Here is a 25,817-nt window from a genome sequence, read left to right on the forward strand (position 1 = left end):
TCATAGCCTGTCTCTGCATGTACGAACATTCAATACCAATTGAATACCGGGCATTACGAGAGCACGTGCATTTTAACTTGGTGGGGGTTTAACGGTTTCGGTTTTTTCCAGAGCTGCCAAAGCGGCGTGAGCAGTGTCGTAAATCTTCACAATTCTGGTGATACCGACGATATCAAAAACTTTGCGAAAGTTGTCTGATGGTCCTGCAATGGCAACAGGTTGACCGCGTTTTTCGCTTTCCATGAGGAGCTGAGTCAACACGGCGATGCCAGCCCCATTAATAGATGCGGCATCGTCAAAGTGAAGAATAAGTTTGTGCAGGCCAGTTTCTCCCGACGCATCTTTATAGGCATCGATTAAAAACGGTTCGGAACGAGAGGTGACATTACCTCGAATTTCGATGATGGCCACATCACCGACCTGATTGACCTCGATTTCATCGGTTTTGTTGACTACTGCGATCAACCGTTCATCAGCTCGATTTAACGCTGCTTCCAGAGCCTCACGGCTTATGGGCTTGTCGATGAAGTCGGTTGCGTTAAGATTCAGTGCTTTTAGGGCAAGATCAATATCTCCATGCCCCGTTATGACAATAACTTCGGTGAGTGGGCTGATTCCCTTGATGCGCTGCAATACTTCCAGCCCATCCATGCCCGGCATTTTTATATCCGTAATGACAATGGAAGGTTTGCGTTCCTTGAAGAGTTCGAGGCCCTCTTCGCCATTTTCGGCTGTGATGACCGTATGTCCATAGGCTTCAAGGTAGAGGGAAAACATGGACAGAGTCGGTTTTTCATCGTCGATGACTAAAATTTCCCGCATTCGTCTCTCCGGCGACCAGGGTGGGTGGGAGTTGCGTCAGTTGGTCTTAGAGGAAACTGCACCCGTTTTTTATAGTGGATTTCATCGATTTCGTAAACGAAACAGAAGCCGCTCCAGGTTTCATTCTCAGGGGAGAGGCGGAATTGCAAATAGAGTTATGTCAGGTCGATGAAATGGACGTTGAGGGAGAATGATCATTGCGCTCCAATTTGGAGTTCCTGAGCGCATTGGAAAGTTCTTTCGCCCCGATTGCTTTCGACACCAGTCTTCCTTGGTATGACCAACAACATCCACTATGTTTGATGGCATCAAGTTGCGCCGGGTTTTCCACGCCGTTGACTGCGACATTCAGACCAAGAGTTCCCGACAGGACGGCCATGGTCTGCAACACATAGTCTGTTCCGGATTGAGATGACAGCATAGCGACAACACTCCTGTCGAGTTTGATCGAAGTCACATCAAATCGATGGAGGCGAGTCAGCAACGATGCCCCAGCACCAAACCCATCAATGGCGACTTTGACGCCATAGGTCGTGAGACGTCGAATGGACGCCGCGACACTCTCGGGATCGGAGACAATGTCGGCTTCCTGGATATCGATATTCAGAGCTCCCGGTGGCAAACCATTTCGGCCGGTTAATTCACCGATGCGGGCGGGGAGGTTGGTATCTGCGATTTGCACTGCACTCATACCAAGGCTTAAAAACAGTGGGATATCAAACTCTCGACGCCATTTTGCAACTTGTGCTATCGCATGTTCCAGAAGCAGATTCCCCACGTGTTGCAACAGGCCGGTTTTCTTCGCCACGCGAGAAATTTTTTCCGCGTCGATCGAACCGTGCGCACCATTCCAATGCAATCGTGCTTCAACCCCGACGATTTCGTTGGTGTGTGTAGATATTATGGGTTGATATAATATATCGAGGAGCTGCTTTTCGACGGCGTGTCGTAAATCTTGTTCCAATGCAAGCTTGCGCCGACTCTGCTCACCCATTTCTTCGGTATAAAATGAAAAGGTATTTCGTCCTCCTTGCTTGGCCGAATACATTGCGACATCGCTGCATTTAATGAGATCATCCGCATCGTATCCATCAAGGGGAAAGATCGATGCCCCTACACTGGTTGTGATATAATACGGCGCGCCAGCCAGATTGAAAGGAACACGAAATGTTTTGATAATTCGATGAATGACGTCGATGACGTCTTCGTTGTGACTAATGTGGTGAAGAAGAATGACAAACTCGTCGCCACCGAGTCGAGCTAAAGTATCTTCATCGCGAATTTGTGCTTTCAGGCGTTTTGACACGTCGATAAGGAGCTGGTCACCAACATCATGCCCCAGGGAATCGTTGACACTTTTGAAATTGTCCAGGTCGAGAAAGAGAAGACTGAGCTGGGAATTGTTGCGTTTGGCATGGCGTATGGCCATATCGAGCCTGTCGAGCAACAACGTGCGGTTCGGTAATTTTGTCAGTGCATCATGATTCGCTTGGAAGAGAATGTACGCTTCCTGCTCTTTGTTCGCAGTAACGTCGTGCAGTTGTCCCACATAGTGAGTCACATTGCCGACGTTATCGCGAATCGAGACGATGCTGGTCCATTGAGCATAAATGGAGCCATCTTTGCGTCTATTCCATATTTCTCCCTGCCATCCTCCGGTTTCCAAAAGTTCGCGCCACAATTGGCGGTAGAACGAATCCTGATGTCGATCTGATTTCAGAATGCGCGGAGTGTGCCCTTCGACTTCAGCCAAAGAGTAGCCCGTGATGTGTATGAACGCATCATTGACAATGAGAATACGGCCTTGAACATCGGTAATGATAATACCATCAAGTGAATGGTCGAAAATCTCTCGGAACAATTTGAGTTCAGAATTAGCTTCGAGAAGCTTTGTTGTCGTTTGAACGACATCCTCCTCTTTTCGTTTCAACGAATCGCAAAGTTGAGAGATATGAGTGAAGATGGAATCGAATTCCCGATCACGAGCCTGGGGTATCACGCACGTCAATTCTCTCTGGCTGACGGTCGCGAGCGTTGTGTTGACACGGCTGACCTCGGCTAGCACGCTGGAATTGAAAAAGCGTGCTACGAGAATAAATGCTGGAATTGTAACGATAAAGACGAGCAGCCAAATTTTCCCCGCTGCTTTGAGTGGTGCAGATTCAAAACTGGAGAAGTCATACGATATCATGATGCAGGTGCCGGAATTGGCCAATGGGAGTCGGGTATTCTTCAGTGTGAATGAACGATATTGCGTGATAATGCCATTGGTTTCTATTGTGACGTTGGAGGAAACTTTCAGCTTATTAACAATATCGATGGGTAGAGGGGTACCCTGATTCAGTAAAGACCAACTTCCGACTGTATTATATTTAAATATATCCAATCCAATAACATACGGTGTAGCCCGTACAACTTCATTAAAGGCATGCTTCAGTCCCTGTCCATATTCCGATCCGGGAGCAAAGCGGCGCATTGCATCTGTAAAATTGACCGCCACTTCCAGGATAAAATCAGAACCGACAGGACTGTAAAACGCATATATTTTGAGAATTCCTGTTCGGCTGGAAAATCCGAGACGATCAATATGGATTTCACCTGCGCCAAAAAGGTCGCGGAGTCTGTTGGTCAACGATTCGGATACACTAAAAAGATTTAAACCTTTATCTGGACTGAATGTCGTCATGAAGACATCGCCATGATCATTGATGAGATATATATCATCAATGTTATATTGCCGAGCCAATGTGATTAATTTGCTTTCGTCAACGGAGTGCGGACCAAGAGTACGAATATCGTTAGCTAATGTTGGCAAGACATTATGGAGTGAACGGTCGACTTCTGCTTCAACCATGGCGGAGGCTGTATCAAATAAACTAAATACATTAATAGCGTTTTGTATGGTGATGTCTTTGATCTCGACCATTGATCGATGTGAGGTTTCTATTGCGAGAAGATAGACTCCCATACAAATAATTAATGTCGCGAGAAGGCTAAAGATGCAAAGCTGTTTAAAAATACGATATTTTATGCTTTTCATATCAAAAAGAGTTGCTGCATATGTGATGAATGATAAACATTGTCCGGTCGAAACTTCATTAATGGATGGCTTAAGTGAGGTTTTGAGCAGAGAAAGTGCGTATTATTCACGGAGTTGTCGCCATGAAAACCAATGAAATACTGTGAATACTTTATCTCTAATTTAGGCTGAACAGTAAAGAAAAAAAACAAATAACATTAAATTGTAACGTTCTCTCTCGTTATTGGGAAGATTCAGAAGGCAAGATTGCTGCAAGGAGGTGTTCATAGAGCTGTTTTTTTACAAGAGGCTTTGCCAGTTTCGCTTGGAAGAGGCGCTCTTCGGTAAGGTGGTTCGGGAGGCGACCTGACAAGGCAAGGATGGGGACGGGTGTTAGACCGGCGTGCATTTCATCATCTCGGATTGCATGAACAGTTGTAATGCCATCCATATCAGGCATTTCCAAATCCATAAGAATGACGTCATAGCGCTTTGTCTTGGCCATCTCTCGACCTTGCATACCACTTAAAGCCGATTCGAGTTGGCAGGCTGTTTTTTTGAGATAGGTTTTTACGATAAAGTGCGTAAATTCGGAGTCATCCACGAGTAGAATTGTCATGGGAGGGAGATCTTCGGAACGCGATAGTTCTTTGTCGGGACGCTGTTCTGGCAACGACGTTATTTCTTGCGTCGATGCCAGTGGAAGACGGACCGTTACGTCCGTACCATGTTCAACCGACGTCGACATGGTCACATCACCGCCTAAGGTTCGGGCCATTAATCGCGCGGTATACGCTCCCAGGCCAACTCCACCGGGCTTCCCTGCGGTGACATACTTTTCAAAAAAACGGTCACGTATCAATGCGGGAACACACCCCATGTTATGGACGGTGATGCACGCTTGTTCTGCCTTCTTCTGTATGCGCACCATAACGGGATCCTGCAATGTCGATGCTTCCAAGGCGTTGGCCAACAGGTTGGAGAACAAAGAAAAAAGCAGTAACTCTTCGGCCAGTACAAAGAGTGTCGATGCTGGTTCTCCTTGAACATGAGCCGTTTCAAGCTGGACAACACGATCGGTAAATTCAGGACGGCTTGTTACTTCGGAAATTGTTCTCTGCAAAACAGGGATAAGTTCGACACGCTCTGCTTTGGGAACATAGACACCTGTTTCCATGGCATACATGTCGATGGATTTATTGAGTGTCCCGAGAATACGGTATCCTGCGCATTGGACGATGCGTAAAGCTTCCTGAACGTTTTCCGGAAGGTTTTTTTCTCCGATAAGAAATTCGGTCAGCCCCAAAATTGCTCCCAGGGGATTCTTCAGGTCATGCTTGGTCATGCGATCCACGTCTTCGCGGATACGGAGTGCTTCGTGGAGTGCAAGATGATTTTTGACTCGGGCGCGGACAATGGCCGGTGTAAAAGGCTTGGTAATGTAATCGACAGCACCGAGTTCGAGCCCTTCCACCTCGTCTTCTTCTCCGGTCAGGGCCGTCACAAAAATAATGGGAATATCTTGTGTTGCCGAATCTGCTTTGAGTCTGTTCGAGGTTTCGTACCCATCCATATCGGGCATGAGGATGTCAAGCAAAATAAGGTCAGGCTTTTTGGTTGCGGCAAGGCGCAAGGCCGTTTGGCCGTCGCGAGCAAACAACACGGCATAGTCGGCTTTGAGCAGGTCGACAAGAATCTTAATGTCTGTTGCTGAATCGTCCACGATGAGGATTTTTCTTTTCTGTTCAATCGTGTCCATTCTGTATCCTCTTACGCTCTATACTGCACCTGGGCTGGGCTGGGTTGGGTTGGGGTGATTTTACCACGAGTATTCAATAGGAGGATGAGAATATTTCCGTACGATTGCAGCCGTTGGCTTTTGCCAGATACAACATTTGTTCGGCGCGTTGTATGAGCTCTTCGGGGTCGATGGTCTCCTCTGTAGGGTCAATACTGGCCAGCCCAAGGCTCACCGTGACATACGCATATTCTGGAGACGGATGCTCAATATGGAGTTCCGTCACCGCGTTGCGCAGAGTTTCAGCCTGAAAATGTGCCGACTTGAGTGGACACCCAGGCAGTACAACAGCAAATTTTTCTTCGCCATATCGCGCCAACAGACTGCCCGACCACTGGAGTGCGGTGTGCATTGCTTTGGCCAGTCGACGCAGACACCAGTTCCCCTGAACATACCCGGCACTGTCATTGAATGCCTCGAAATGATCCACGTCGATACGTATGAGCGCTATCGGAGCTGTGTCGTCTTGTTCCCATAGCCGGGACAGGGTTTCGTCAAAGCTGTGTCGATTGGGTATGTCGGTCAAACCATCAATGCCAGCAAGCTCTTCGAGAAGTTCGGACTTCCGTTTGAGCCGGACTTGAGTATCCACTCGTGCTTTAACAATCTCGGGGATAAATGGCTTGCCGACGTAATCGACGGCACCCAGCGCGAATCCTTTTGCTTCATCTTCTGTCGACGTGCGAGAGGTAATGAAAATAACAGGAATATCCCGCAGTAACGGGTCTGCCTTGAGTTGGGTCAAAACTTCGTATCCATCCATGCCCGGCATGAGAATATCGAGCAAAATACAATCCGGTTTTTTCGATGCGGCCAGTTGAAGCGCGGTCTTTCCTTCTTTGGCGAAAACAATACGATAGTCGCTTTTGAGCATATCGACCAATATTTTCAAATTGGCCGGGGCATCATCCACAATGAGGAGCTGAGGCTTTTCTTTGTAGATATCGTTCATGACGAGGTTCCATTCCCTGTAATATCATTCTGCAATGCATCGGCCAAAACTATGGCACGCTCGAATTCAAGGTCAGAGACGGCCTCGTCCAGCTCGGCAAGCCGAGCCGCACAACAGGGTTCCAACGCCTGGTGCAACGCATTGAGTGATTCTTGGGCATCCATGTCGTTTTCTTCCAACAGCGTTCGTAAAGTAACCAAAAGTGGCATCACACGATCGATATCGACAGTGCAATCTGTCTCGTCGGAAGGCAGCGTTGGAGCCTTGGACTCTTCGGGAAGATTCGTGTCGAGCCCGGACAATACCATTTCCATACTTTGCATGAGTGCAGGCACAGCGGACAGCGCTTCCTCTCGCTGTCGTTCTCGACACGCGTGTTCGACCTGTGCGGCGTTTGCGGCCACATACCGTGCCCCGATATTCGATGCGACACCTTTTAACGTATGCGCCATGCGCTCAGCGCGATCCATATCTTCCGCCGTGATCAGTTCCTGGAGCGTGGAGCTGATCTCTCTGAATTCGCGTCGGAAATCGAACAGTAGTTTGCGATAGAGCCGTGCGTTGCCGTCAACGCATCGCAAGCCAGCACTGATGTCCATGCCGGGAAGTTGCTGGGGCAACTCCACATCCTCCATAGTTTTATCGAAATGATCAGAACGTGCTGGTGTCGTATCCCGGCGTTTAGGTTGGATCCATTTCTTGAGTGCTTCGAACAAGGCGTCCGGATCTATGGGTTTGGTTATATGGTCATCCATACCCGCAGCCAGGCTTTTTTCCCGGTCGCCGACCAATGCATGGGCTGTCATGGCAACAATCGGCAACGTCTCTGCTAGATGGTTGAGTCGAATTGCTGTGGCGGCTTCATACCCATCCATTTCCGGCATTTGAATGTCCATGAGTACGAGTTCGATATCGGGATCAGCGGCCACGGTCTCCACGGCTTCGCGGCCATTTTCTGCAGTTACAACATGGAGTCTGGCTTTTTGAAGCAATTCCGATGCGACTTGTCGATTGACGGCATTGTCTTCGACTAAAAGCACTTTTGCTCCGGCAATGTTATCGAAATCGCGGGGATTTGAGCGACGGAATTGAAGTCGGGGGAGACGTTGGTCATGGGTTATATGGCCGAACAAATTCATGATGGTATCGAACAGGACGGACGGATTGACCGGTTTGACGAGAAATGCATCAATACCGACGCGTGCTGCCCGGTCATGAATTTCCTGTCGACCATACGCCGTCACCATGAGAACCTGAGGTATTGACTCCAGATGGACTTCTTTCTTGATTCGACGGGAGGCTTCAACACCGTCCATGCCGTCCATCTTCCAGTCCATCAACACAAGCTGAAATGGGTCTGAGGCGTCGGTTCCTTCAAGGATTGTCAAAGCTTCTTCTCCAGATTCAGCGGTTGTGACTCGGAAACTATACGACGTCAGGACCGCCTTTAAAATTTCACGCGCTGTGGCATTGTCGTCAACCACCAGCGTTTTGAGACCACGAAGATCGGGGTCGACCTGACTGGCTTTTTGGTCTTCGGCCGGGTCCAGACCAAGCTCGATATGAAACGTGAAGACACTCCCCTTGCCGGGAGTGCTGAAAACCTCAATGTCTCCACGCATCATTGTAATGAGTCGCTTACAGATGACGAGGCCGAGTCCGGTTCCACCGAAGCGCCGGGTTATGGTTTCATCGGCCTGCGCAAAAGACGTGAAGAGTCGTTGTTGCTCCTCAGGTGTCATCCCAATGCCAGTATCTTTGATCGTAAAACGGAGGATAGCCGTGTTGTTGCGTACATCATCAACCGAGACTTCGAGGACGACTTCCCCATTCTCGGTGAATTTGACGGCATTGCCACAGAGGTTGGTGAGAATTTGACTGAGTCGTAAAGGATCGCCGATTAGCTTCAGAGGAACATCCGGCGCAATCTTGAAAATGAGCTCCAGGCCTTTTTCTTCCGTTTTGAATCCAATGACACCCGACACCCCATCAAGAATTTCGTCCAGGTGGAACGGGGTGTGTTCAATATGCATTTTACCGGCTTCGATTTTGGAGAAATCAAGAATATCGTTGATGAGACCCAACAGTGACGTCGCTGCATTTTGCAGTTTTTGCAGATAGTCGCGTTGCTTGGGATTCAATTCCGTTGAAAGTGCAAGGTGACTCATCCCGAGTATAGCATTCATAGGTGTACGAATTTCATGGCTCATTCGGGCCAGAAAATCACTTTTCGCCTGGTTGGCTGCATTGGCTTCGTCGCGTGCCTGGTTGATTTCAACTTCTGCGGTTTTGAGTTTGTGGACATGACGTTTCAACCTCTTCGACATGACGTAGAAGCGGAAAGACACGGCACCAATGATGGAGATTGTGAGAAAAGACAAACCGAGAATGATATAGAGTCGATGGAGGTCCGGTTTGGGATCACGTTCCCATATCAGGCTGGATACGTCGAAATCTTTCGGGATCATCCCCATGCGAGCATATGTCTTGGCGATATGTGTCCAGCGTCCTGGGCTCATATATCCGAGTTCAACAAGTTCGGGTAAAATGAGTCGCCGCATGTGCTCGGCTTCGAATTTGAGATGTGCTCGGCTATGACGATCGCTATAGTGAGTGAGGATCAGGTCGATGATTTCGTCTTCGTGTTCAAAGGCATAAGCCCAGCCTTTGAGCGAGGCGTCCACAAATGCTTTGACAACATCGGGATGCTTTTGGACCTCTTCTTTTGTGGTGAAGAGCGTATCACCGTAAAAGTCGATTCCAGCCGATCGTGGGGTAAAAACCTGATACGGGACACCACGTTCTTCAAGAAGAAATGGTTCGTCTGTGGAATAACTGGAAATGGCGTCGACTTTGTTCGCGATGAGGTCAGCCGGGCTGAACGTGTGGTGAGCAAACTGCATCTGCTTGATGGGGAGACCTTCGTCTTTGAGATAAGCGAGCAGTTCAGCTGCATCGTTTTCTATCATGATGCGCTTGCCGAGCATGTCATGAATCGATGCTAAGTCGGACCGTTCCGTAGTGAGAAAGACTAAAGGGGAATGTTGAAAAATGACGGCTAAAGCAACAACCGGCTTGCCCTCGGATCGGGAAAGTACGAGATTGGATGATGCAACTCCGAACTCAGCACCGCCAGAGACGACGATATCCACAGCCGGTGTCGTTGTGCCTTCCAGAATGCTGACATCGAGACCGGCCTGTTGGTAAAAACCTTTTTCCAATGCTGCGTAATAACCGGCGAATTGGAATTGATGTCGCCATTTGAGCTGAAGACGCACCGGCGTCAATCCGGCGTTTTTCGCCTGGGCTGGAGCGGGCCAAACGAACCAGATGAGCGCGAGAACGATAAGAATCACTCTGCCTAAAATCTGGTGATGAGTGTCCAATACATTCGCGTTGTTCATGGTTTAGGGTAGCATCGGTGGTTGTTTCGGTCAATGTATACGCCGTTTTTCAACGATTCATCACTTGTTTGTGTATGCCGTTCTATGGTATTTACGCATAATAATATTCTTTATACAAGTTTTGTTGTCGTGTGAGGATGCATCCGTTTCAGTAAGTAGTGTGTATTTCCGGTCACTCTCTCTTTTTCCTATCCGGAATACTATTGGTCCAACATCGCCGAATTCGGAGTAATCGTTGCGAATCTTCGTGGCCATTTTTACTGTTGGTGCGCTGGCCACTGTACTCTGGTCAGGACTGCTTATTCTTCTGTATTCGCGATCAGTAGAAAGCGAAATGATCTCTTTTCGTTCTCATGCATTGCTTGAAGCACGCACTGCCTATAGTAAGGATATTTCATACCGACGTTGGGCTTCCAATATGGGCGGAGTCTACGTTCAAATACGCGATGGCGTGCAACCAAATCCGTATCTTGATGTTCCATATCGTGATGCTGTAACGACAAATGGTCTGCATCTCACCCTGATTAACCCCGCCTATATGACACGCATGGTCTACAATGTCATGCGACTATCTCCAGGTTTGCAGGCGCATATTACAAGCTTGAATCCGATCCGTCCTTCCAATAAACCATCAGCTTGGGAAGCTAAAGCTCTGGCGTCATTCCATTCCGCTCATGATGAGTTCTATGAATTCACGACGGAGAATAATGAATCAGCTCTTCATTTTATGCGACCGATGGTGACCGAAAAGAGTTGCCTCAAGTGCCATGGCAAACAAGGTTACAAAGAAGGTGATATTCGAGGTGGGATAAGTGTCACTGTTCCCATGGCGCCTTATGAAGCTGCCGTGGATAAACAAAAGTCTAATGCCCGGATACAATATGGTTTTATTTGGGGCGGGGGGATGAGCTTCCTCCTTTTGGCTTTTGCTGTACTTATTCGCTCTGAAGTGTTGCAACGGCGTGGAGAAACACGTCTGCGTGAAAGCGAAGAAAAGTATAGGCTGCTTTTTTCTTCAATCATGGATCCCGTGGTTGTTTTGGATCGTACAACCGAACAGGTGGTTGAATGCAACGAAACAGCGGAAAGCTATTTCGGGATGTCACGAAACGACTTGCTGGGATTGCGCCCTCATGATTTTATTGTCTGTAATGCGACGTCTGTAACGGGAAACTCGTCCTCTTTGCCGATCGACTTTAGGGCAGTGGGGAGTGCTGTACAGCACTTTCCCAATGTTACCGTCAAAACAGCCGGAAAGACGCTTGGCCATGCGTCAATTTTGACCAAGCCGTTTTGTATTCAGCAGCAAGACCTTGTTTTGGTACTTTTTCATGATATTACTGATCAACTCAAAGCCGAAGCGTCACTGCGCAAGTCCAAACAGTTGGCCGACGAAGCCAATACAGCAAAATCGCAATTTCTAGCGAATATGAGTCATGAGATTCGTACACCGCTCAATGGTGTCATCGGCATGCTGCAGTTGATGCGGACGACCGATCTCAATTCTGAACAAAATGAATACATCCATCATGCTCTTGCATCCTCGACACGTCTTACACGACTACTCTCTGATATACTCGACTTGTCACGCATCGAAGCTGATAACTTGGTTTTAAATGAAGATCCCTTCTTCTTGACAGAAGTGATAAACGCGCTTGGAGCACTCTTTAGTAAAACCGCTTGCGACAAAGGTATCGAACTTCGATTGCATATTGATCCGTCCATTCCACAGCAGCTTGTTGGGGATGAACTGCGTTTACAACAAATTTTGTTCAATCTCGTGGGGAATGCCATTAAATTTACGGATTCAGGGTATGTCGAGCTGACCATTTCGCCGCTTTCCAGCCGTGATGATAGGAACGTCTGCTTGCTGTTTTGCGTTGCTGATACAGGCAGTGGCATCGCCGACAATCAACTTGATGCCGTATTCAGTGCGTTTGTTCAGGGTGAGAAATCACTCACGCGGAGTCATCAGGGTGCAGGGCTTGGCCTATCCATTGTTCGACGGCTTGTTACGGCGATGAATACTGAACTTGCTGTCGACAGTATGCCTGGACATGGGACACGTATGTACTTCAGTTTACAATTTAAACAAATGTCCGATGATCGTGCGACCGAGAATACGGAGTATGTTGTTTCGAATTCGATAACCGCCCCCTTCCCTGATTTGCAGGAAAAGCAATGTATACTTGTTGTGGAGGACGATGAGACCTGTCTCCATGCAGCAGCGAGTATCCTTGAGAAAATGGGATTTTCTTTACTTGCGGCGCACAATGGCCAGGAAGCTCTTGATATGTTGACAACAACACCTGTTGACTGCATTTTGATGGATATCGAGATGCCGCTTCTCGACGGTGTGTCGGCAACGCGGAATATACGAGCAATGTCCGATGCGTTTGCGAATATTCCGATTATCGCCATGACAGCGCATGCCTTGCCCGGCGATCGCGAACGATTTATTGCCACGGGCATGACGGATTATATTAGCAAGCCCATTGATATGAATAAGCTGCTGAAGATTATTACATTTCATTTGGGCACAGGATGCAAGTCGGAGACAAGACGGGACAATCACGGCTAAGCCCGACCGCATTACACGTCTTCGTTGTAATCATCAGAAATTTTGGTGGGTGCGAGGCCGAAGAGGCGCAAATGGGAAGGGCTTTTTACGGGCTCCCCGTTTGCGCTTCTTCGAAAGGCAAACGACTCAATAAACTCTAAAAAAAACGACGATCGATACCCGTATAGGCATCAATACGTCTGTCACGCCAGAACGGCCAATGTTGGCGGATCGTTTCAATACGTTGCGGATCGATTTCAGCCAACAGCGTTTGTTCACTCGTGGTGTCGGCCTGGGCAATGATATTGCCCATGGGGTCGGCAAGAAACGTTGTTCCCCAGAATTCGATGCCGTCTCCCCCAGCCGCACCGATTTCGTGCCCGACTCGATTGACTCCAGCGACATACAGTCCATTGGCAATGGCGTGGCTGCGTTGAATTGTCAGCCAGGCATTCTGTTGTTCTTCCCCAAATTCGGCTTTTTCTGCAGGATGCCAGCCTATTGCCGTTGGATAGAAGAGGATCTGCGCTCCATGCATAGCGGTCAGGCGAGCGGCTTCGGGATACCACTGATCCCAACAAATCAGGCCACCGATTTTGCCATGCGGGGTATCAAACGCACGAAATCCGAGATCGCCAGGCGTAAAAAAGAACTTTTCATAATACCCCGGGTCGTCGGGGATGTGCATTTTACGATAGATCTCAGGGACATCTCGGTCCGGTGTCAATACCGCCATGGTGTTGTGGAAGAGACCTGGGGCGCGTTTTTCAAACAGTGATGCAACAATCGTCAATTGTTTCTCACGGGCCAATCGACTCAGCCGTTGTGTCGTCGGGCCGGGGATGGGCTCCGCGAGATTGAAGGCATCATGGTCTTCTGTCTGACAAAAATACGGCGTCAAAAACAGTTCGGGCAAACAGGCAATGTCAGCTCCACTGTCCGCGGCTTCGGATAACAGCGCTTCTGCTTTTTCCAGGGTTATTGCCGTGTTTTCTTCCGGATGCATCTGGATCAGGGCAACAGTGAACGGGGGCATGCTCCTCTTCTCTCCTTCTCGACATTCTCTCGAAAGTATTGGGAAAAATGTTTCGGCTTCATGTCCGCATCACGGTGTCCTACCACGGCGACAGTGTGAACGGACTGGCTGGTTTGATGACTTCACCTGGTTGTTTGTTGGCAATTTCGACAAATTCGTTCGCCCAGTCATCAATGACAACCTCGGATTCTCCGTACCACGTTAATCCTCGCAAGTTGATAGGAGCGACTTTGCCATATCGGCGATCAGCGGCCATGGCCAGAACTTCGCCCGATGACGTGTCTTTAATTTTAGCTTCAAACGCCACGGTTGCTCTGGCTCCCGAACCTTTCACCGCCGCCATGAGAACCGTTCCGGAACCATACGGGGCTGCGAGACCGATTGCTTCGAGAACGGGATCACTCGGGACAAGTTCCGTCAATGCCAGTTCCACCGTTAGAGAATTGGCGTCCGGTGTTTCAATGACGGTAAAGCGTTTTTTCGGGTCTTTTTGAAAAGCGGTGACAAAGGCCTTCTTCATGTATTGAGCGACTTCTTTGGCGTCTGCTTCAACTTTGTCCTTGCGGAACTGCTCTTTCCACCAATCTCTCTTGATGAGGTAGGAGGTGTTGACGTCTTTGAAATAGATCGTGTTGTATTTTTTCAGGTCGATACCGGATTTGACCCAGATTTTGTCGAAGGGAAGATCTTCTCGATTAGCCATCTCATCCATGGGAACAAAGCCGGCCCCTTGAGACGGCTCAGCTTGCATGGACGTGGACGAGCAGGAAAGAAGTCCCATACAAAGAACCGTCAAACAGAAAATGCTGATGGATTTCACTGTCGCCTCCTTCATTCCGTGAAGATGCCAGAGTAGCATCCTCAGAACGTTATATTGTATAGTAGAAAGAGAAAGCCTTACATCCACAATCACTTCAGAATGTCGGCCTGGCGAAGAGCTTCGAGAATACGGCTTTCCGTTACAGGCTTCGGGACAAAACATTCGGCGTGTCCACGAAAAAAAGAAGCAGTCACGTTTTTTATGTCGTCATATGCTGAAACCATAACAAGCTTGAATGTTTTATGGAACGGAACCTTCTGTGTTTCCTCGGCGCCACGGAGAATGGTGACCAGCTCATGACCTGTCATTTCCGGCATGTCAATATCCATAAAGACAACGTCAAATGGTTCTGTTTCCAATGCGTTACGGAAAAGTAGTATTGCTTCGGATGCACGACTGCATGCATGGCATTGACCATAAAGATCAAGATAAAACGTCAAAATTTTACAGATATTTTCGTCATCATCAACTATCAGGAATTTCATGCAGGTTCCTCAACCGTTCCATCCGGCCCAATGGTTTGGGCAAAGCGGATAAGCGCGTCGGCGTTGCTCTTGACGTCAACCTCTTTGCCGGATGCGGCAGCCTCATGCAGTACTGTGGCAAGTTCGGTGATCGTCGGGTATCCAAATGATGCTCCAGAGCCTTTTATCTTGTGTGCGATTTTGCGAACGGATTCAAAATCAGGCTGCTCCAGTTTTTGTTGCATCTCATCTAAATCTGTCATCAGCGATGTGATATATCCGGGGAGAAGGTCGCGTAAGCGCTTCCGTAGCGTTATGTTTTGAGGCTGATGTTCTTTGAGGTGGTTCGATGATGTTTCATGAGAAACAGAAACATCGGAAAGGTCGTCTTTTATTTCCTTTTGGGGAGGAATGAGTGTGACATTCTGCTTGGCTCCCTTGAGCATTTCATCGAATAATCGCTCTCTTGTGATGGGTTTTGTCAGGTATCCCGAAAATCCAGAGGTCAACACTTGCTCCATGACATCGGTTGTGGCGTGGGCTGTCAGTGCAATGATCGGAGTGGGAGGCAGCTTGTTGACGCGTTCATATTCACGAATGCGGCGCACAGCTTCGAACCCGTCCATGATCGGCATCTCCAGATCCATGAAGACGATATCATATGTAAACTGAGTAAACTGCGTAAACGCATCCAAACCATTTTTAACGATATCGGCTTCATGTGGTGAGTCTTTGAAATAGAAGTCAAGCAATGTGACATTGCTTATATTGTCTTCGGCAATGAGTGCGCGCAAGTGACTGGTTTTATCAACACCTGGAACGTGCAGTCCATGTTCGAGTCCTGCAGTGCAGCCTTTTTGTACCTGAATGGTAAAAAGAAACGTGCTTCCCTGACCGATACGGCTTCGCGCTTCAATCGTTCCTCCCATACGTTCGACCAGGTGTTTACATAAATTCAGACCAATTCCTGAACCACCATGAATCCGTCGCATGGAAACATCACCTTGGTAAAACAGTTCAAAGAGGTGAGGAAGTGTGTCTCGAGGGATGCCGATGCCGGTGTCTTGCACTTCGTTGCGTAACACCATTGTTTGTCCCTTGTCTTCCAGCAGTTCAATACGCACTGTGACGGAGCCTCTTGATGTGAATTTGGCCGCATTGGAGAGTAAATTGACCAATACCTGCCGATACCGTGTGGCATCGGTGCAGATACATTCGGGAATACGCTCATCCAATACTATCTCGAACGCGAGATTTTTCGCCTGCATCTGTGGGGTAAAAATATTGCGGATATCATCCAGGAATGATTGCAGTCGGAAATCACTCGGCATCAATTCGAGGCGGCCAGATTCGAGCTTGCTGATGTCGAGTATATTGTTGACCAGACTGAACAGCAAATCTCCTGCGCTTTTCAGCGTCGTGACAAGTGGGGTAAATCGTCGTGGCAGGTCTGCTCCGGATAAACTATCGGCAATGCCGATAATGGCGTTCAGCGGTGTCCGAATTTCATGACTCATATTTGCCACAAATCGACTTTTAATACGGCTGGCTTCTTCGGCTTCATCTTTGGCACGATACAAGTCCGCCGTCCGTTCATCCACGAGTTGTTCCAAATTCTCCTGGTACAGCATCAACATGTCGTTTCGTTTTTGGAGATCTTTCGCGTATTTTTGATAAAACGAACGGAATGACCAAATGATTGGTATGGTAAACAGGATAAAGCCAAGTAAAACGAGCGCAACAGTCAGAATATTTCGAAGCATCACCGAATCAAGGTGTGAAACATCCACGTCGGCACAAGCCAGGTAGGGATTGCCATGAGGAGACGTTTCGGTCAGACATACCGTCCGAAATGTCCCCCATTGGTCGGAGTAAGACAGAGAGACGTTTTTTCGATCATGCATGGCGGAAACAAATTCCGTCGGAATATCTTCATAGGGATAAAAATACCACGAAGGGCGTTCTTTCACTTCTTCATCGGTCACTGTGGGAGCAGAAAAATAAAACGAGCCGTTTTTCTCGACAATGGTATAGACATAGGCCAGGTCGCTTTCATTGACAAACGCGTTGAAGCGGCGTCGATTCTCAAGCTCTTCCGGCAGGGCAATAGCGCGGGCGTGAACAGCTCTGTCATGGAAATCTTCGGCAAGCATGTATTTGAGTGATCCGGCTGCCAGTCGAAGGTGATGATCGGTGTCTTCAATGATTCGATCATTCTCATAAGAACTCCAGGTAATGCCGATAACCACGGTAAAAATGACATATGCAACAAGAACAAGCGCTAATCGAAAAATGGATGGCCCCATGCGTTCGACAGGTTGTGCTCCCTCTCCGTGCGCTGCGAAAGCAATCGAGTTTGTTGTGTCGTGCTCTGTCGTCATTGCAATTTCACTTTACATTATGGCTTCTGTCCGTTCGTATCGTGCTGAGATACGACGGGGAATACATGCTGAATAAGCCATACTGTATTGGAATTGTCAAAGTATAACAAGGATAAAGCGAAGCACAGGCGTAGGAGAGCGAGTTGGGGCGTTGTATGTCATGCAGGAATGGGGCGAAAACGAAGAGGAGACGCACACGATACGTCCCGGGGGAATATGTTCCCCCGGAAACGAGAAGAAAGGATCATATAATCAGGCAATCGTGATATCTTTTTCAAGAAAGACATCTTGAATGCAGTGCAACAATCGAATCCCATCATCCATTGGTCGTTGAAATGCTTTGCGACCCGAGATCAGCCCCATGCCTCCGGCGCGCTTATTGATAACCGCTGTTCGCACGGCTTGACCGAAGTCGTTTTCTCCAGATGCTCCACCCGAGTTGATAAGCCCAGCACGCCCCATATAGCCATTGACAACTTGGTATCGGGTCAAGTCGATGGGATGATCGGTGGTCAATTCAGAATAGACGCGCGGGTCGGTTTTGGCGAAACCGATCGCATTGAATCCGCCATTGTTCGTGGGTTGTTTTTGTTTGATGATATCCGCTTCAATCGTGCATCCAATATGATCGGCCTGTGATGTCATATCGGAGGAGGCGTGATAATCCACTCCATCCTTTTTAAATCCGGAATTTCGCAAATAACACCATAAGAAGGTGCACATACCGAGTTCATGTGCCCGACGAAAAGCCCTGGATACTTCAATCAACTCGCGATTGCTGACTTCCGATCCGAAATAGATCGTGGCTCCAACGGCCACACAGCCCATGTCGAATGCCTGTTCGATCTGAGCAAACATGACCTGGTCGTATTTGTTCGGATAAGTCAACAGTTCATTGTGGTTGATTTTGAGCATGAAAGGAATTTTGTGCGCATATTTTCGAGCTACAGAACCAAGAACACCCAATGTTGAGGCAACAGCGTTACATCCTGCTTCAAGTGCCAGTTTGACGATATTTTCAGGATCGAAATAAATGGGGTTCGGTGCAAAACTCGCTCCAGCCGTGTGCTCGATTCCCTGGTCTACAGGCAGAATCGACATGTATCCGGTTCCACCCAATCGTCCATGAGAAAAAATCGACTGAAGACTCCGCAGAACAGGGATAGGCCGGTCAGTCTGGGCAACAACACGATCAACGAAATCCGGGCCAGGCAGATACAATTGATCTTTGGTGACGGTTTTGCACTCATGCGTCAGAAGTGATTGTGCTTCAGCGCCGAGAAGCTCTTCAATTTGTGATAGCATGCCATCCTCCGCGGGTTGGGTGTTCAGACCGGTTAAACCGGCTTGGAGCAAAAAACATTGCAACTGTCTCCCCACACGACCAGGGACAGACCGACGAATCATATCAGTTTGGCGACATATATGCCAAACTTCTCAACCCATCGTCACGTTCTTTTTCCATTTTTTCGACTTTTCCTCGCAACCACTGCAATACATACGGTTCTTTGTTGTGGTGGGATACACGATCGAATAACGGAGGAAGGCTTTAGAAGAGCGTAAAACAAGGAGGAGAGGACGCTAACAGAAAACGTTATGGAATGTGCACGGGATGCGTTGAGGAGGAGGTGCCCCATCCTCCTCAAATATATGACGTGTTACAGATACATTTTTCCAACAGAGAATGCCCGCCCCAGAAATTCACCCAATGCGTGATAGGTCCGGATTTCCGGGCAAAACACGACAGGTTCGAGTTTGGCCATATCGGGCTTACCCTCGGTCAGAATGCTGTCGTCTGCTTGAATGTCCATGATTTCACCAATGAACTGCGTATGGAGCCCGAGTTCATGGATGCCGACAATTTTGCATTCAATATTGAGCGGGATCTCATTGACAAGCGGTGCATCAACTGAACCGGCGGGAGAAGTGGTCATACCTGCGGCAGCGAGTTTGTCGTAATCTCGACCGGATGCCATGCCAAAGTAGTCGGCTTGAGCAATTTGATTTTTTGTCGGGATATTCACGGTAAAGGCTTTGCGTTCAACCAATGCGGCGTGGGAAAACGTTGCGCTTCGCAATGAAACGGTCAGGCATGGTGGTTTAGAACAGCAAATACCACCCCAGGCTGCAGTCATAACATTGGGTTTGTTGTCTTTGTCGTAGGTTGCGATAACCCAGGCCGGAGTTGGGTAAGCCATGGGCTTGGCCCCAAGTGAAACTTTCATAACATGTCCTTTATGATGCCGGGTGTTCCCCGGGAAAAAGAAGATTTTTCTCTCATGTCAGGAGAGTGCGATCTGGCGCAACCATAAACTGAAAAAGACATGATGCAAATATGGTTATGCAGTACAGAAGGATGCCGACTATCCGGGAGTATGGAACTCCTCAGGCAAATAAATATAAAATCGGGTTTTTTCTTCAGGTGTTGAGGTGAATTCAATCGTCCCACCAAGATAGCGTTCAACGAAAACTTTGGCTGTATATGCACCGAGTCCACGCATTTTGCCTTTGGTCGAAAAAAAACGGTTGAATACTTGTAAACGAACATCTTCAGATATCACCGTCGAGTTGCTTACGCTGAATATCACCGTATTATCATGTTTGGTGCAATCAAGATGGATATCCTGACCGGATGATGACGCTTCCACGGCATTTTTCACCAGGTTGGTAAAGGCCCGTCCCAAAAGGACAACATCGGTTTCTACGAGCAAATCACCCGCTTTATTGTCAAAAAGGATCGATACGCCGCGCTCTTGTGCCAAACGGCTTAATGAATGTTTGGCACTCACCAGAAAATCCCGAGCGAATGATTGAGACGGACTCACTTTCAATCGCATGGCTTCAGCATCGCTGAGTTCCTTTTGTTGGCGCACCAAATCAATAAGATCGTTGCTGATCTCCACTAAAGTTGAGACAATTGGGATATCAGCAGATTGTTTCTCTGAACTGAGCATGCCAATCATATTGTAGAGAGCGGAGCTCTGATTGAGAATATCGTGAAAAAATAGGCTTTCAAGCGACTGAAGTCGCTTTTCATGTGTGATGTCAAGCAAGCAGACCCAAATGAAATCTTGATCGTGATACGTGAACGGCATGGATTTGATTTCGAGATTGAGTGCCTCTTCTATCCCTGCCTTATGTCGACGAATACGGCACTGATTGATGGCTCCACGTTTTCGCATGGATTCAAGGAGTGCTTGTGCCGCTCCGCAAAAGCGGCACACGTCCGATGCACCGCATCCTCTGGGATCTTTGCCAGCGTGAATGCAGTTGATGGCTTCTCCCAGTCGTCGTCCGATCATGAGGTCGATATCGGCTTGAGGCAGAACATCAATGAACGCCGGATTGCCGTACACGGCTTGTCGCGCTGTATTGAGAATCAACACTGCCATGGGGAGAAAATCGAAAAGAGAAAGAAGAGGAGTCTCTTCAAACAGATGAATTTGTTCAGCAAGAAGCGATTCATCGACTTTGGGGATGTCGGCGAATTCTTCGAAAGTCATGTTTTCTGCCACTGCTTTACTCCATACGCAGACGATTATGTACGCACATTGACCTGTCGTCACTTATGCTAAAAGTCAAGGTGAGAAGCCAGCCAATCACCGAATTCGTCAAAGCTGTGAACTATGACATCAGCTTGCTCGAGTAGGGTTGCTTCATATGTCGTTGTCAACGCGGCGCAGAGCATGCCGGCACGCCGGGCTGCTTCGATTCCCAAAGGAGCGTCTTCAATGACAAGGCAATCTACAGGAGCAACATTGAGTCGAGCTGCACAATCAAGAAACAGCGCTGGAGCGGGTTTGCCTCTCCCTTGAGTCTGATGCAGGGTGGAAATGGCAGGAAAGAGACTGAGTAAATCCAGCTTTTCGGCGATGCCCAAAAACATATCGGGATCCATTGATGTGGCGATGCCAAAAGGGAGTTTGCGGCCGAAACGAGCGAGGAATGCGCGTGCACCGGGGATGAAGGTCACATTGGTTTGAAAACACGATTGGACGATCTCTTGCCGTTGACGAATCAGTTCATCAAGAGGACCAGGGAGCGCGTAGATTTGTGCAAGGACAGCCGTTCCCTCTGCTAAAGACCGCCCGGTGAGCAGACTTTTGACACGGTTTCGTTCATAGGTTTTGCCGTAGTGCTGCAAAAACGCTTCTTGAGACATATCCCACAATGGTTCCGTGTCGATCAGCACACCTTCGGCATCAAAGATCAAGGCACGAATTTTACGGAGGCTCTTTGGATTGTTATTCATTTCATGTTGCTCAATGCAAAGCGAAATCGTATTCTTTATTTTACGGGATCACGTGCACGCCGTGATGTCGTACATCACAGCATAGAAAACAGAGCCGTACGATGATGAAAACGAGCCGTAAACGCAAATACTCTTTGGCAAGAATTGTCTTCTGGAGTTTGACTCTGGTGGGGTGGTTGCCGCTCATTTTCATAGGGATTTTATGGGTTGTGGACGACCATGTCGATTTTCGTCGGTTCGCCACAATGACCCGGCAAGAACATTTTTTAGAGGTGCGTCGGAGACTGAAAAATGTCGTTGACCAAGCGCTTGTCAACATCGCTTATGATAGACAACGCGAGGAAGAGTCCATTGAGACGAGCATTCGTCTCGGACTGGAACAGGACAAGGATTTGTTGATCATCAATGGCACGCATCTCCGTGACATGATTTTCAATCACGCTGATGGAACCAATGCCGTTCACCTGCTTTTGCTTCCTTTTCGAGACATTCCTGGATTTTTCTTTTCCGCCTCTCAACGAGATCAATCGATGCGATTGTTTTCCTCGGATGGTTCTACTTTGAAGTCGTCTTCGTCGATGAGAACGGCCATACAAACCGCTATCGATTTTAGCTCCACGTCATCGAACGAAATTGTCCGTATGGAGCAACATGTTGAGGACAGCGATTCAATTCTGTTGTTTGCGTTGGCTATTGATCAGAATGAACAGGTCATCGGTTGGGGAATACCTCGAAGCGCGTATGTGAGCACCATTCAAGCACGCGTTCTTGAACGATTGCGGCAAACGCAAAACCCTGATGGACAGTTGCTTTTTGGAGGGACGTTTGATGGCGTGTCCATCTTGGGCCCGGCAGTCGGCAAGAACATGATTGACGCGGTCGATGTTAACGGAGTTGCGATAGTTCGAGAGCTTATCGCGGCTGCCCAAAATGGTGGCGGTTTCGTCCAATATGTCATGCCGGCCATCAATGGCCAACGTACAATCATGAAATTGAGTTATGCCGCAGCGGTTCCTGGTTGGCCGTGGTATATCGGAGCCGGAAGTTATCTGGATGATATTGAGGCCGAATTGGAAAAGCGCCAAGCTGTGATAGATCACAATGTTGTGACGCATTTTATGTTTATTGGCTCGACCATGATTGCACTTGGTTTGGTTTGTCTGTTTTTGTCACGATGCATAGCCGAGCGTATTCGACGAAATATCAATCTATTCTCATCGTTCTTTAAAAAAGCCGCAGAGTCTTCAGACCCCATCCCTGACGAAGAAATTGTAGTCAATGAATTTATTGAACTCGCCGTGGCTGCGAATACCATGATTGAAACACGTGAGGCTGCACTTGCCCAATTGCGTGAAAGTGAAGAGCGTTATCGTGGAATTTATGAAAACACCATGGATGGCTATTATCGGGCCGATATGCATGGTCGGCTGGTCATGGCCAGCCCTTCTGCACTCAGCATGGTCGGTTATACTTCTCTTGATGAACTTGCCGGTCAAGATGTTGCACAAATTTTGTATCGTGATCCCTCAGATCGCAATAGACTCGTAGAACATCTGTTGCAATACGGGGCTATTCGTGGATTTCGTACGACATTAGTATGTAAAGATGGAAGTTCCATTGAAGTGGAAACTAACTCCCGCCTGATTACCTCCCCTGAGACCGGTGAGGCTGTGGGAGTGGAAGGTATTCTTCGCGATGTGACCAAGCAACACGAAGCTCAGAAAGAACTGGCTACTCGTGAACAATATTATCGTAGTCTGTTTGAGAATACCGGTGCAGCAACGATTATTTATGGTGACGACATGATTATTCGAAGCTGTAATTCCCGGTTTGTTGAATTGAGCGGATACTCGTTGGAAGAAATTGTTGATCATATGAGTTGGACAGATTTTGCGCATCCTTGTGAGCATGGACGTATGAAAGGCTATCATGCTGCACGGATTCATCCGGATTTGAACAATACGGCACCTCCCGACTATGACTTCACCTTTCTCGATCGTGCGGGCCAAGTAAAGACTGTCCATATGCGTGTAACCGTTATTCCAGGAACACATCAGCGCATTAGTTCCATGATTGATATTACGGACAGAAAGCAAGTGGAAGAGAAACTGGCGCAATTGAATCGAGATTTGGAAGCATTAGTTCAAGAGCGTACAGCAGAACTGGAGGCCAAAGCCCAGGCGCTGGAAGACGCGAATGTCAGACTGCGGGAGCTCGATGAACTCAAGTCCTCGCTGTTGTCTTCGGTATCGCACGAGCTGCGTACCCCGCTCACCTCCATTATGGGATTCGCAAAGATTACCGGAAAGTCTCTTATCCGACTTTTATCAACGTACAACCCCTCGGAGACGCATCCTGATGCAGAACGGTTTGAAAGAGAATATGAAAGAATTTTGGATAACCTCGATATTATCGCTCGTGAGGGTGAACGTTTAACCCGCCTTATCAATGATTTCCTTGATCTCGATAAGATAGAATCCGGCCTTATGCACTGGCGCGATGCCGACATTGATCCGTCTGAAGCGATTCAGCATGGAATCAATGCGGTCAGAGGGCAATTTGAAGCCAATAGCAACGTCAAACTCGTTGTTGATGTCGGAACGCTTCCTTTTGTCCACATGGACCGCGACAAGCTTTCTCAAGTCGTCATCAATCTCCTCAACAATGCGGCGAAGTTCACCGAGGAAGGAGAAGTGCGATTACGCGCGGTCAGTGAAAATAATGTCGTGAAGCTCACCGTGACGGACACGGGTGAAGGAATAGCGAAAGAACATCATGACAGAATTTTTGACAAGTTTCATAAACTGGACAATAGCGACACGCTGAGTGGCAATAAAAAAGGGACGGGATTGGGGTTGTCCATCTGTAAGCAAATCATTGAACATTACGGTGGGCGTATATGGGTCGAAAGTGAGCCGGAGAATGGAAGTCAGTTTATTGTGGTATTGCCCATCGTGGAGAACAGTACTCCGGGGCCGAACTCAGTCCATTCCGTATAACAGATGTGTTTGAGACAATAAGGATAGTATTTCAACAAAATAGGGACGAGCATGCAGTGAAACACCGCCTGCTCGTCCCTGCCCGCGTTTGTTTCACGTAGCCTCTGCCTGTATGGCCTATTCGAGGGACGGAAACTGTTTTATTTTATGACTCGACTTTTCTAAAAAATCAAGTCTTCTGCGCGTTCAAGTTCGTGTTGAAGACAAACCTTTTCACTTAGCCGCTGTTGTTCACGGTGGCAATAAGTTCTTGCAGTACCGTCTCCGCTTGGGATGTATCAACTTGGCATGTTCCGACTTTCATATGGCCACCGCCACCATATTTGAGCATGAGTTTTCCAACGTCGGTTTTATTGGTCCGGTTGATGATACTGTGACCTACCGTGAATACGGTGTTTTGCTTCTGTTTGCCCCAAATGATTTGGATGGAGATATTGCATTGCGGGAAGATCGTATACAGGGTGAAGCGATTTCCCGTATAAATTTCATCTTGATTGCGTAGGTCAAGCACGATGCAGGACCCGTGAATGGTCGAATTATCTTCGATCATTTTTCGGAATAATTTTTCCTGTTCGAAGTATCGACTGATACGCTCTTTGACGTCATGGTCTTCAAGGAGCGTGTCCACGGACATGGTCCGGCACATGTCGACGAGCCGCTCCATGAGTTGATAATTGCTGATTCGGTAGTCGCGGTAACGGCCAAGGCCTGTGCGGGGATCCATGATGAAGCTGAGAAGAATCCAACCTGCTGGATTGCTAATCTCGTCGGCTGTAAGATTACCGCTATCGCACCGGTCAACATATTCCAGCATCTCGTCAAGGTGTTTGGGAAACGTCTCATGTCCGCCGTAATATTCCCAAATCACACGAGCACAACTCGGATAGTCTTTGCTTGCTCCCTTGAATTCGAAATTGAAATCAAGCCGCTCCTTTTCACTGGAGTGGTGATCGAACCACAGTCCTACTCCAGGGGCATAGGGCACATTGGCCAGGATATCATTGTCGCTTACCGGGACGAGACCATCCTGCACATCTTTGGGGTGGACAAACTTCCATTCGTCCATCACGCCGGCCTCTTTGAGCAGCACGGCGCAAATCAGTCCATCGAAATCAGAGCGGGTTAACAGTCTCATGATATTTGCTTCCTTTCACAGTTTCGTGGAGTTGACGTAATCCTTCTGCTTGTAACGCATTTCGAAGCCGCCTGACAAGACAGTTTGCCAGTTATGTCGTCATCAAGCCCGAAATCTCCGTTTTCGGTTCATGGAGGAATTTAGAGGAATAAATCGTATTTTTAAGGATTAAGCT

Annotated in this window: 16 protein-coding genes; 2 read left to right on the forward strand and 14 right to left on the reverse strand. The window is 48.1% G+C overall.

Annotated elements, in window-relative coordinates; genetic code table 11:
* Window positions 1-72 precede the first annotated feature (72 nt).
* The 5 genes from G451_RS0118575 to G451_RS33075 all read right to left on the reverse strand — a co-directional run bounded on the left by G451_RS0118575 (window position 73) and on the right by G451_RS33075 (window position 9,995).
* Entirely contained in the window at window positions 73-822 is a 750-nt protein-coding gene (locus G451_RS0118575) for a response regulator (RefSeq protein WP_027185435.1), read from the reverse strand.
* Between the two features lie 160 nt (window positions 823-982).
* Window positions 983-3,862 (reverse strand): putative bifunctional diguanylate cyclase/phosphodiesterase, encoded by a 2,880-nt coding sequence (locus G451_RS33070; RefSeq protein WP_084448653.1) that lies wholly within the window; start codon window positions 3,860-3,862, stop codon window positions 983-985.
* A gap of 220 nt (window positions 3,863-4,082) precedes the next feature.
* The gene (locus tag G451_RS30330) at window positions 4,083-5,600 is read right to left on the reverse strand and encodes an ATP-binding response regulator (protein ID WP_051261672.1); all 1,518 of its coding nucleotides are present in this window, start codon (window positions 5,598-5,600) and stop codon (window positions 4,083-4,085) included.
* Between the two features lie 73 nt (window positions 5,601-5,673).
* On the reverse strand, window positions 5,674-6,591 hold the full coding sequence (locus tag G451_RS0118590; protein WP_027185436.1) for a GGDEF domain-containing response regulator: 918 nt from the start codon (window positions 6,589-6,591) through the stop codon (window positions 5,674-5,676).
* Window positions 6,588-9,995 (reverse strand): response regulator, encoded by a 3,408-nt coding sequence (locus G451_RS33075; protein WP_084448654.1) that lies wholly within the window; start codon window positions 9,993-9,995, stop codon window positions 6,588-6,590. Before G451_RS33075 ends, G451_RS0118590 begins: the two co-directional genes overlap by 4 nt.
* A 247-nt stretch (window positions 9,996-10,242) precedes the next feature.
* Between G451_RS33075 and G451_RS33080 the strand changes: the two genes are divergently transcribed.
* Complete coding sequence (locus G451_RS33080) at window positions 10,243-12,576, forward strand: response regulator (RefSeq protein WP_156921716.1); 2,334 nt, start codon at window positions 10,243-10,245, stop codon at window positions 12,574-12,576.
* 136 nt (window positions 12,577-12,712) lie between these two features.
* Here G451_RS33080 and G451_RS0118605 read toward each other — a convergent pair whose 3' ends face one another.
* The 8 genes from G451_RS0118605 to G451_RS0118640 all read right to left on the reverse strand — a co-directional run bounded on the left by G451_RS0118605 (window position 12,713) and on the right by G451_RS0118640 (window position 21,508).
* Complete coding sequence (locus G451_RS0118605; RefSeq protein WP_027185437.1) at window positions 12,713-13,591, reverse strand: carbon-nitrogen hydrolase; 879 nt, start codon at window positions 13,589-13,591, stop codon at window positions 12,713-12,715.
* A 79-nt stretch (window positions 13,592-13,670) separates the two neighbouring features.
* On the reverse strand, window positions 13,671-14,411 hold the full coding sequence (locus G451_RS0118610) for a DUF3313 domain-containing protein (RefSeq protein ID WP_027185438.1): 741 nt from the start codon (window positions 14,409-14,411) through the stop codon (window positions 13,671-13,673).
* 89 nt (window positions 14,412-14,500) lie between these two features.
* A complete protein-coding gene (locus G451_RS0118615; RefSeq protein ID WP_027185439.1) occupies window positions 14,501-14,896 on the reverse strand; it encodes a response regulator in 396 nt (131 codons plus the stop codon).
* Window positions 14,893-17,256 (reverse strand): ATP-binding protein, encoded by a 2,364-nt coding sequence (locus G451_RS0118620; RefSeq protein WP_027185440.1) that lies wholly within the window; start codon window positions 17,254-17,256, stop codon window positions 14,893-14,895. The genes G451_RS0118615 and G451_RS0118620 overlap by 4 nt, the downstream gene beginning before the upstream one ends.
* Before the next feature lie 252 nt (window positions 17,257-17,508).
* Window positions 17,509-18,561, reverse strand: a complete 1,053-nt coding sequence (locus G451_RS0118625; RefSeq protein ID WP_027185441.1) for a class I fructose-bisphosphate aldolase — start codon at window positions 18,559-18,561, stop codon at window positions 17,509-17,511.
* A gap of 353 nt (window positions 18,562-18,914) precedes the next feature.
* Window positions 18,915-19,481, reverse strand: a complete 567-nt coding sequence (locus G451_RS0118630) for a flavin reductase family protein (protein ID WP_027185442.1) — start codon at window positions 19,479-19,481, stop codon at window positions 18,915-18,917.
* A 138-nt stretch (window positions 19,482-19,619) separates the two neighbouring features.
* Window positions 19,620-20,759, reverse strand: coding sequence for a sensor histidine kinase (locus G451_RS0118635; protein ID WP_169727908.1), 1,140 nt, complete (start codon window positions 20,757-20,759; stop codon window positions 19,620-19,622).
* A gap of 68 nt (window positions 20,760-20,827) precedes the next feature.
* Window positions 20,828-21,508 (reverse strand): HAD family hydrolase, encoded by a 681-nt coding sequence (locus G451_RS0118640; protein WP_027185444.1) that lies wholly within the window; start codon window positions 21,506-21,508, stop codon window positions 20,828-20,830.
* Window positions 21,509-21,609: 101 nt separating this feature from the next.
* Here G451_RS0118640 and G451_RS33085 point away from each other — a divergent pair, with 101 nt between their 5' ends.
* Window positions 21,610-24,507 (forward strand): PAS domain S-box protein, encoded by a 2,898-nt coding sequence (locus G451_RS33085; protein ID WP_051261675.1) that lies wholly within the window; start codon window positions 21,610-21,612, stop codon window positions 24,505-24,507.
* Between the two features lie 217 nt (window positions 24,508-24,724).
* Here G451_RS33085 and G451_RS0118650 read toward each other — a convergent pair whose 3' ends face one another.
* Window positions 24,725-25,642 carry a DHH family phosphoesterase gene (locus tag G451_RS0118650; protein ID WP_027185445.1) on the reverse strand — a complete coding sequence of 306 codons (918 nt, stop codon included), beginning with the start codon at window positions 25,640-25,642 and terminating at the stop codon, window positions 24,725-24,727.
* Between the last annotated feature and the right edge of the window lie 175 nt (window positions 25,643-25,817).

This window comes from Desulfovibrio inopinatus DSM 10711, from assembly GCF_000429305.1.
In the GTDB taxonomy this organism is placed as follows: Bacteria; Desulfobacterota; Desulfovibrionia; order Desulfovibrionales; family Desulfovibrionaceae; genus Alteridesulfovibrio; species Alteridesulfovibrio inopinatus.

Excerpts from the sequence above, each read along its gene's own strand:
- G451_RS0118625 (WP_027185441.1), bottom strand. The coding sequence starts at position 18,561 with ATGCTATCACAAATTGAAGAGCTTCTCGGCGCTGAAGCACAATCACTT.
- G451_RS33085 (WP_051261675.1), top strand. The coding sequence starts at position 21,610 with ATGATGAAAACGAGCCGTAAACGCAAATACTCTTTGGCAAGAATTGTC.
- G451_RS33075 (WP_084448654.1), bottom strand. The coding sequence starts at position 9,995 with ATGAACAACGCGAATGTATTGGACACTCATCACCAGATTTTAGGCAGA.
- G451_RS0118640 (WP_027185444.1), bottom strand. The coding sequence starts at position 21,508 with ATGAATAACAATCCAAAGAGCCTCCGTAAAATTCGTGCCTTGATCTTT.
- G451_RS33070 (WP_084448653.1), bottom strand. The coding sequence starts at position 3,862 with ATGAAAAGCATAAAATATCGTATTTTTAAACAGCTTTGCATCTTTAGC.
- G451_RS0118635 (WP_169727908.1), bottom strand. The coding sequence starts at position 20,759 with ATGACTTTCGAAGAATTCGCCGACATCCCCAAAGTCGATGAATCGCTT.
- G451_RS0118630 (WP_027185442.1), bottom strand. The coding sequence starts at position 19,481 with ATGAAAGTTTCACTTGGGGCCAAGCCCATGGCTTACCCAACTCCGGCC.
- G451_RS0118605 (WP_027185437.1), bottom strand. The coding sequence starts at position 13,591 with ATGCCCCCGTTCACTGTTGCCCTGATCCAGATGCATCCGGAAGAAAAC.
- G451_RS0118590 (WP_027185436.1), bottom strand. The coding sequence starts at position 6,591 with ATGAACGATATCTACAAAGAAAAGCCTCAGCTCCTCATTGTGGATGAT.
- G451_RS30330 (WP_051261672.1), bottom strand. The coding sequence starts at position 5,600 with ATGGACACGATTGAACAGAAAAGAAAAATCCTCATCGTGGACGATTCA.
- G451_RS0118620 (WP_027185440.1), bottom strand. The coding sequence starts at position 17,256 with ATGACGACAGAGCACGACACAACAAACTCGATTGCTTTCGCAGCGCAC.
- G451_RS0118650 (WP_027185445.1), bottom strand. The coding sequence starts at position 25,642 with ATGAGACTGTTAACCCGCTCTGATTTCGATGGACTGATTTGCGCCGTG.
- G451_RS0118615 (WP_027185439.1), bottom strand. The coding sequence starts at position 14,896 with ATGAAATTCCTGATAGTTGATGATGACGAAAATATCTGTAAAATTTTG.
- G451_RS0118575 (WP_027185435.1), bottom strand. The coding sequence starts at position 822 with ATGCGGGAAATTTTAGTCATCGACGATGAAAAACCGACTCTGTCCATG.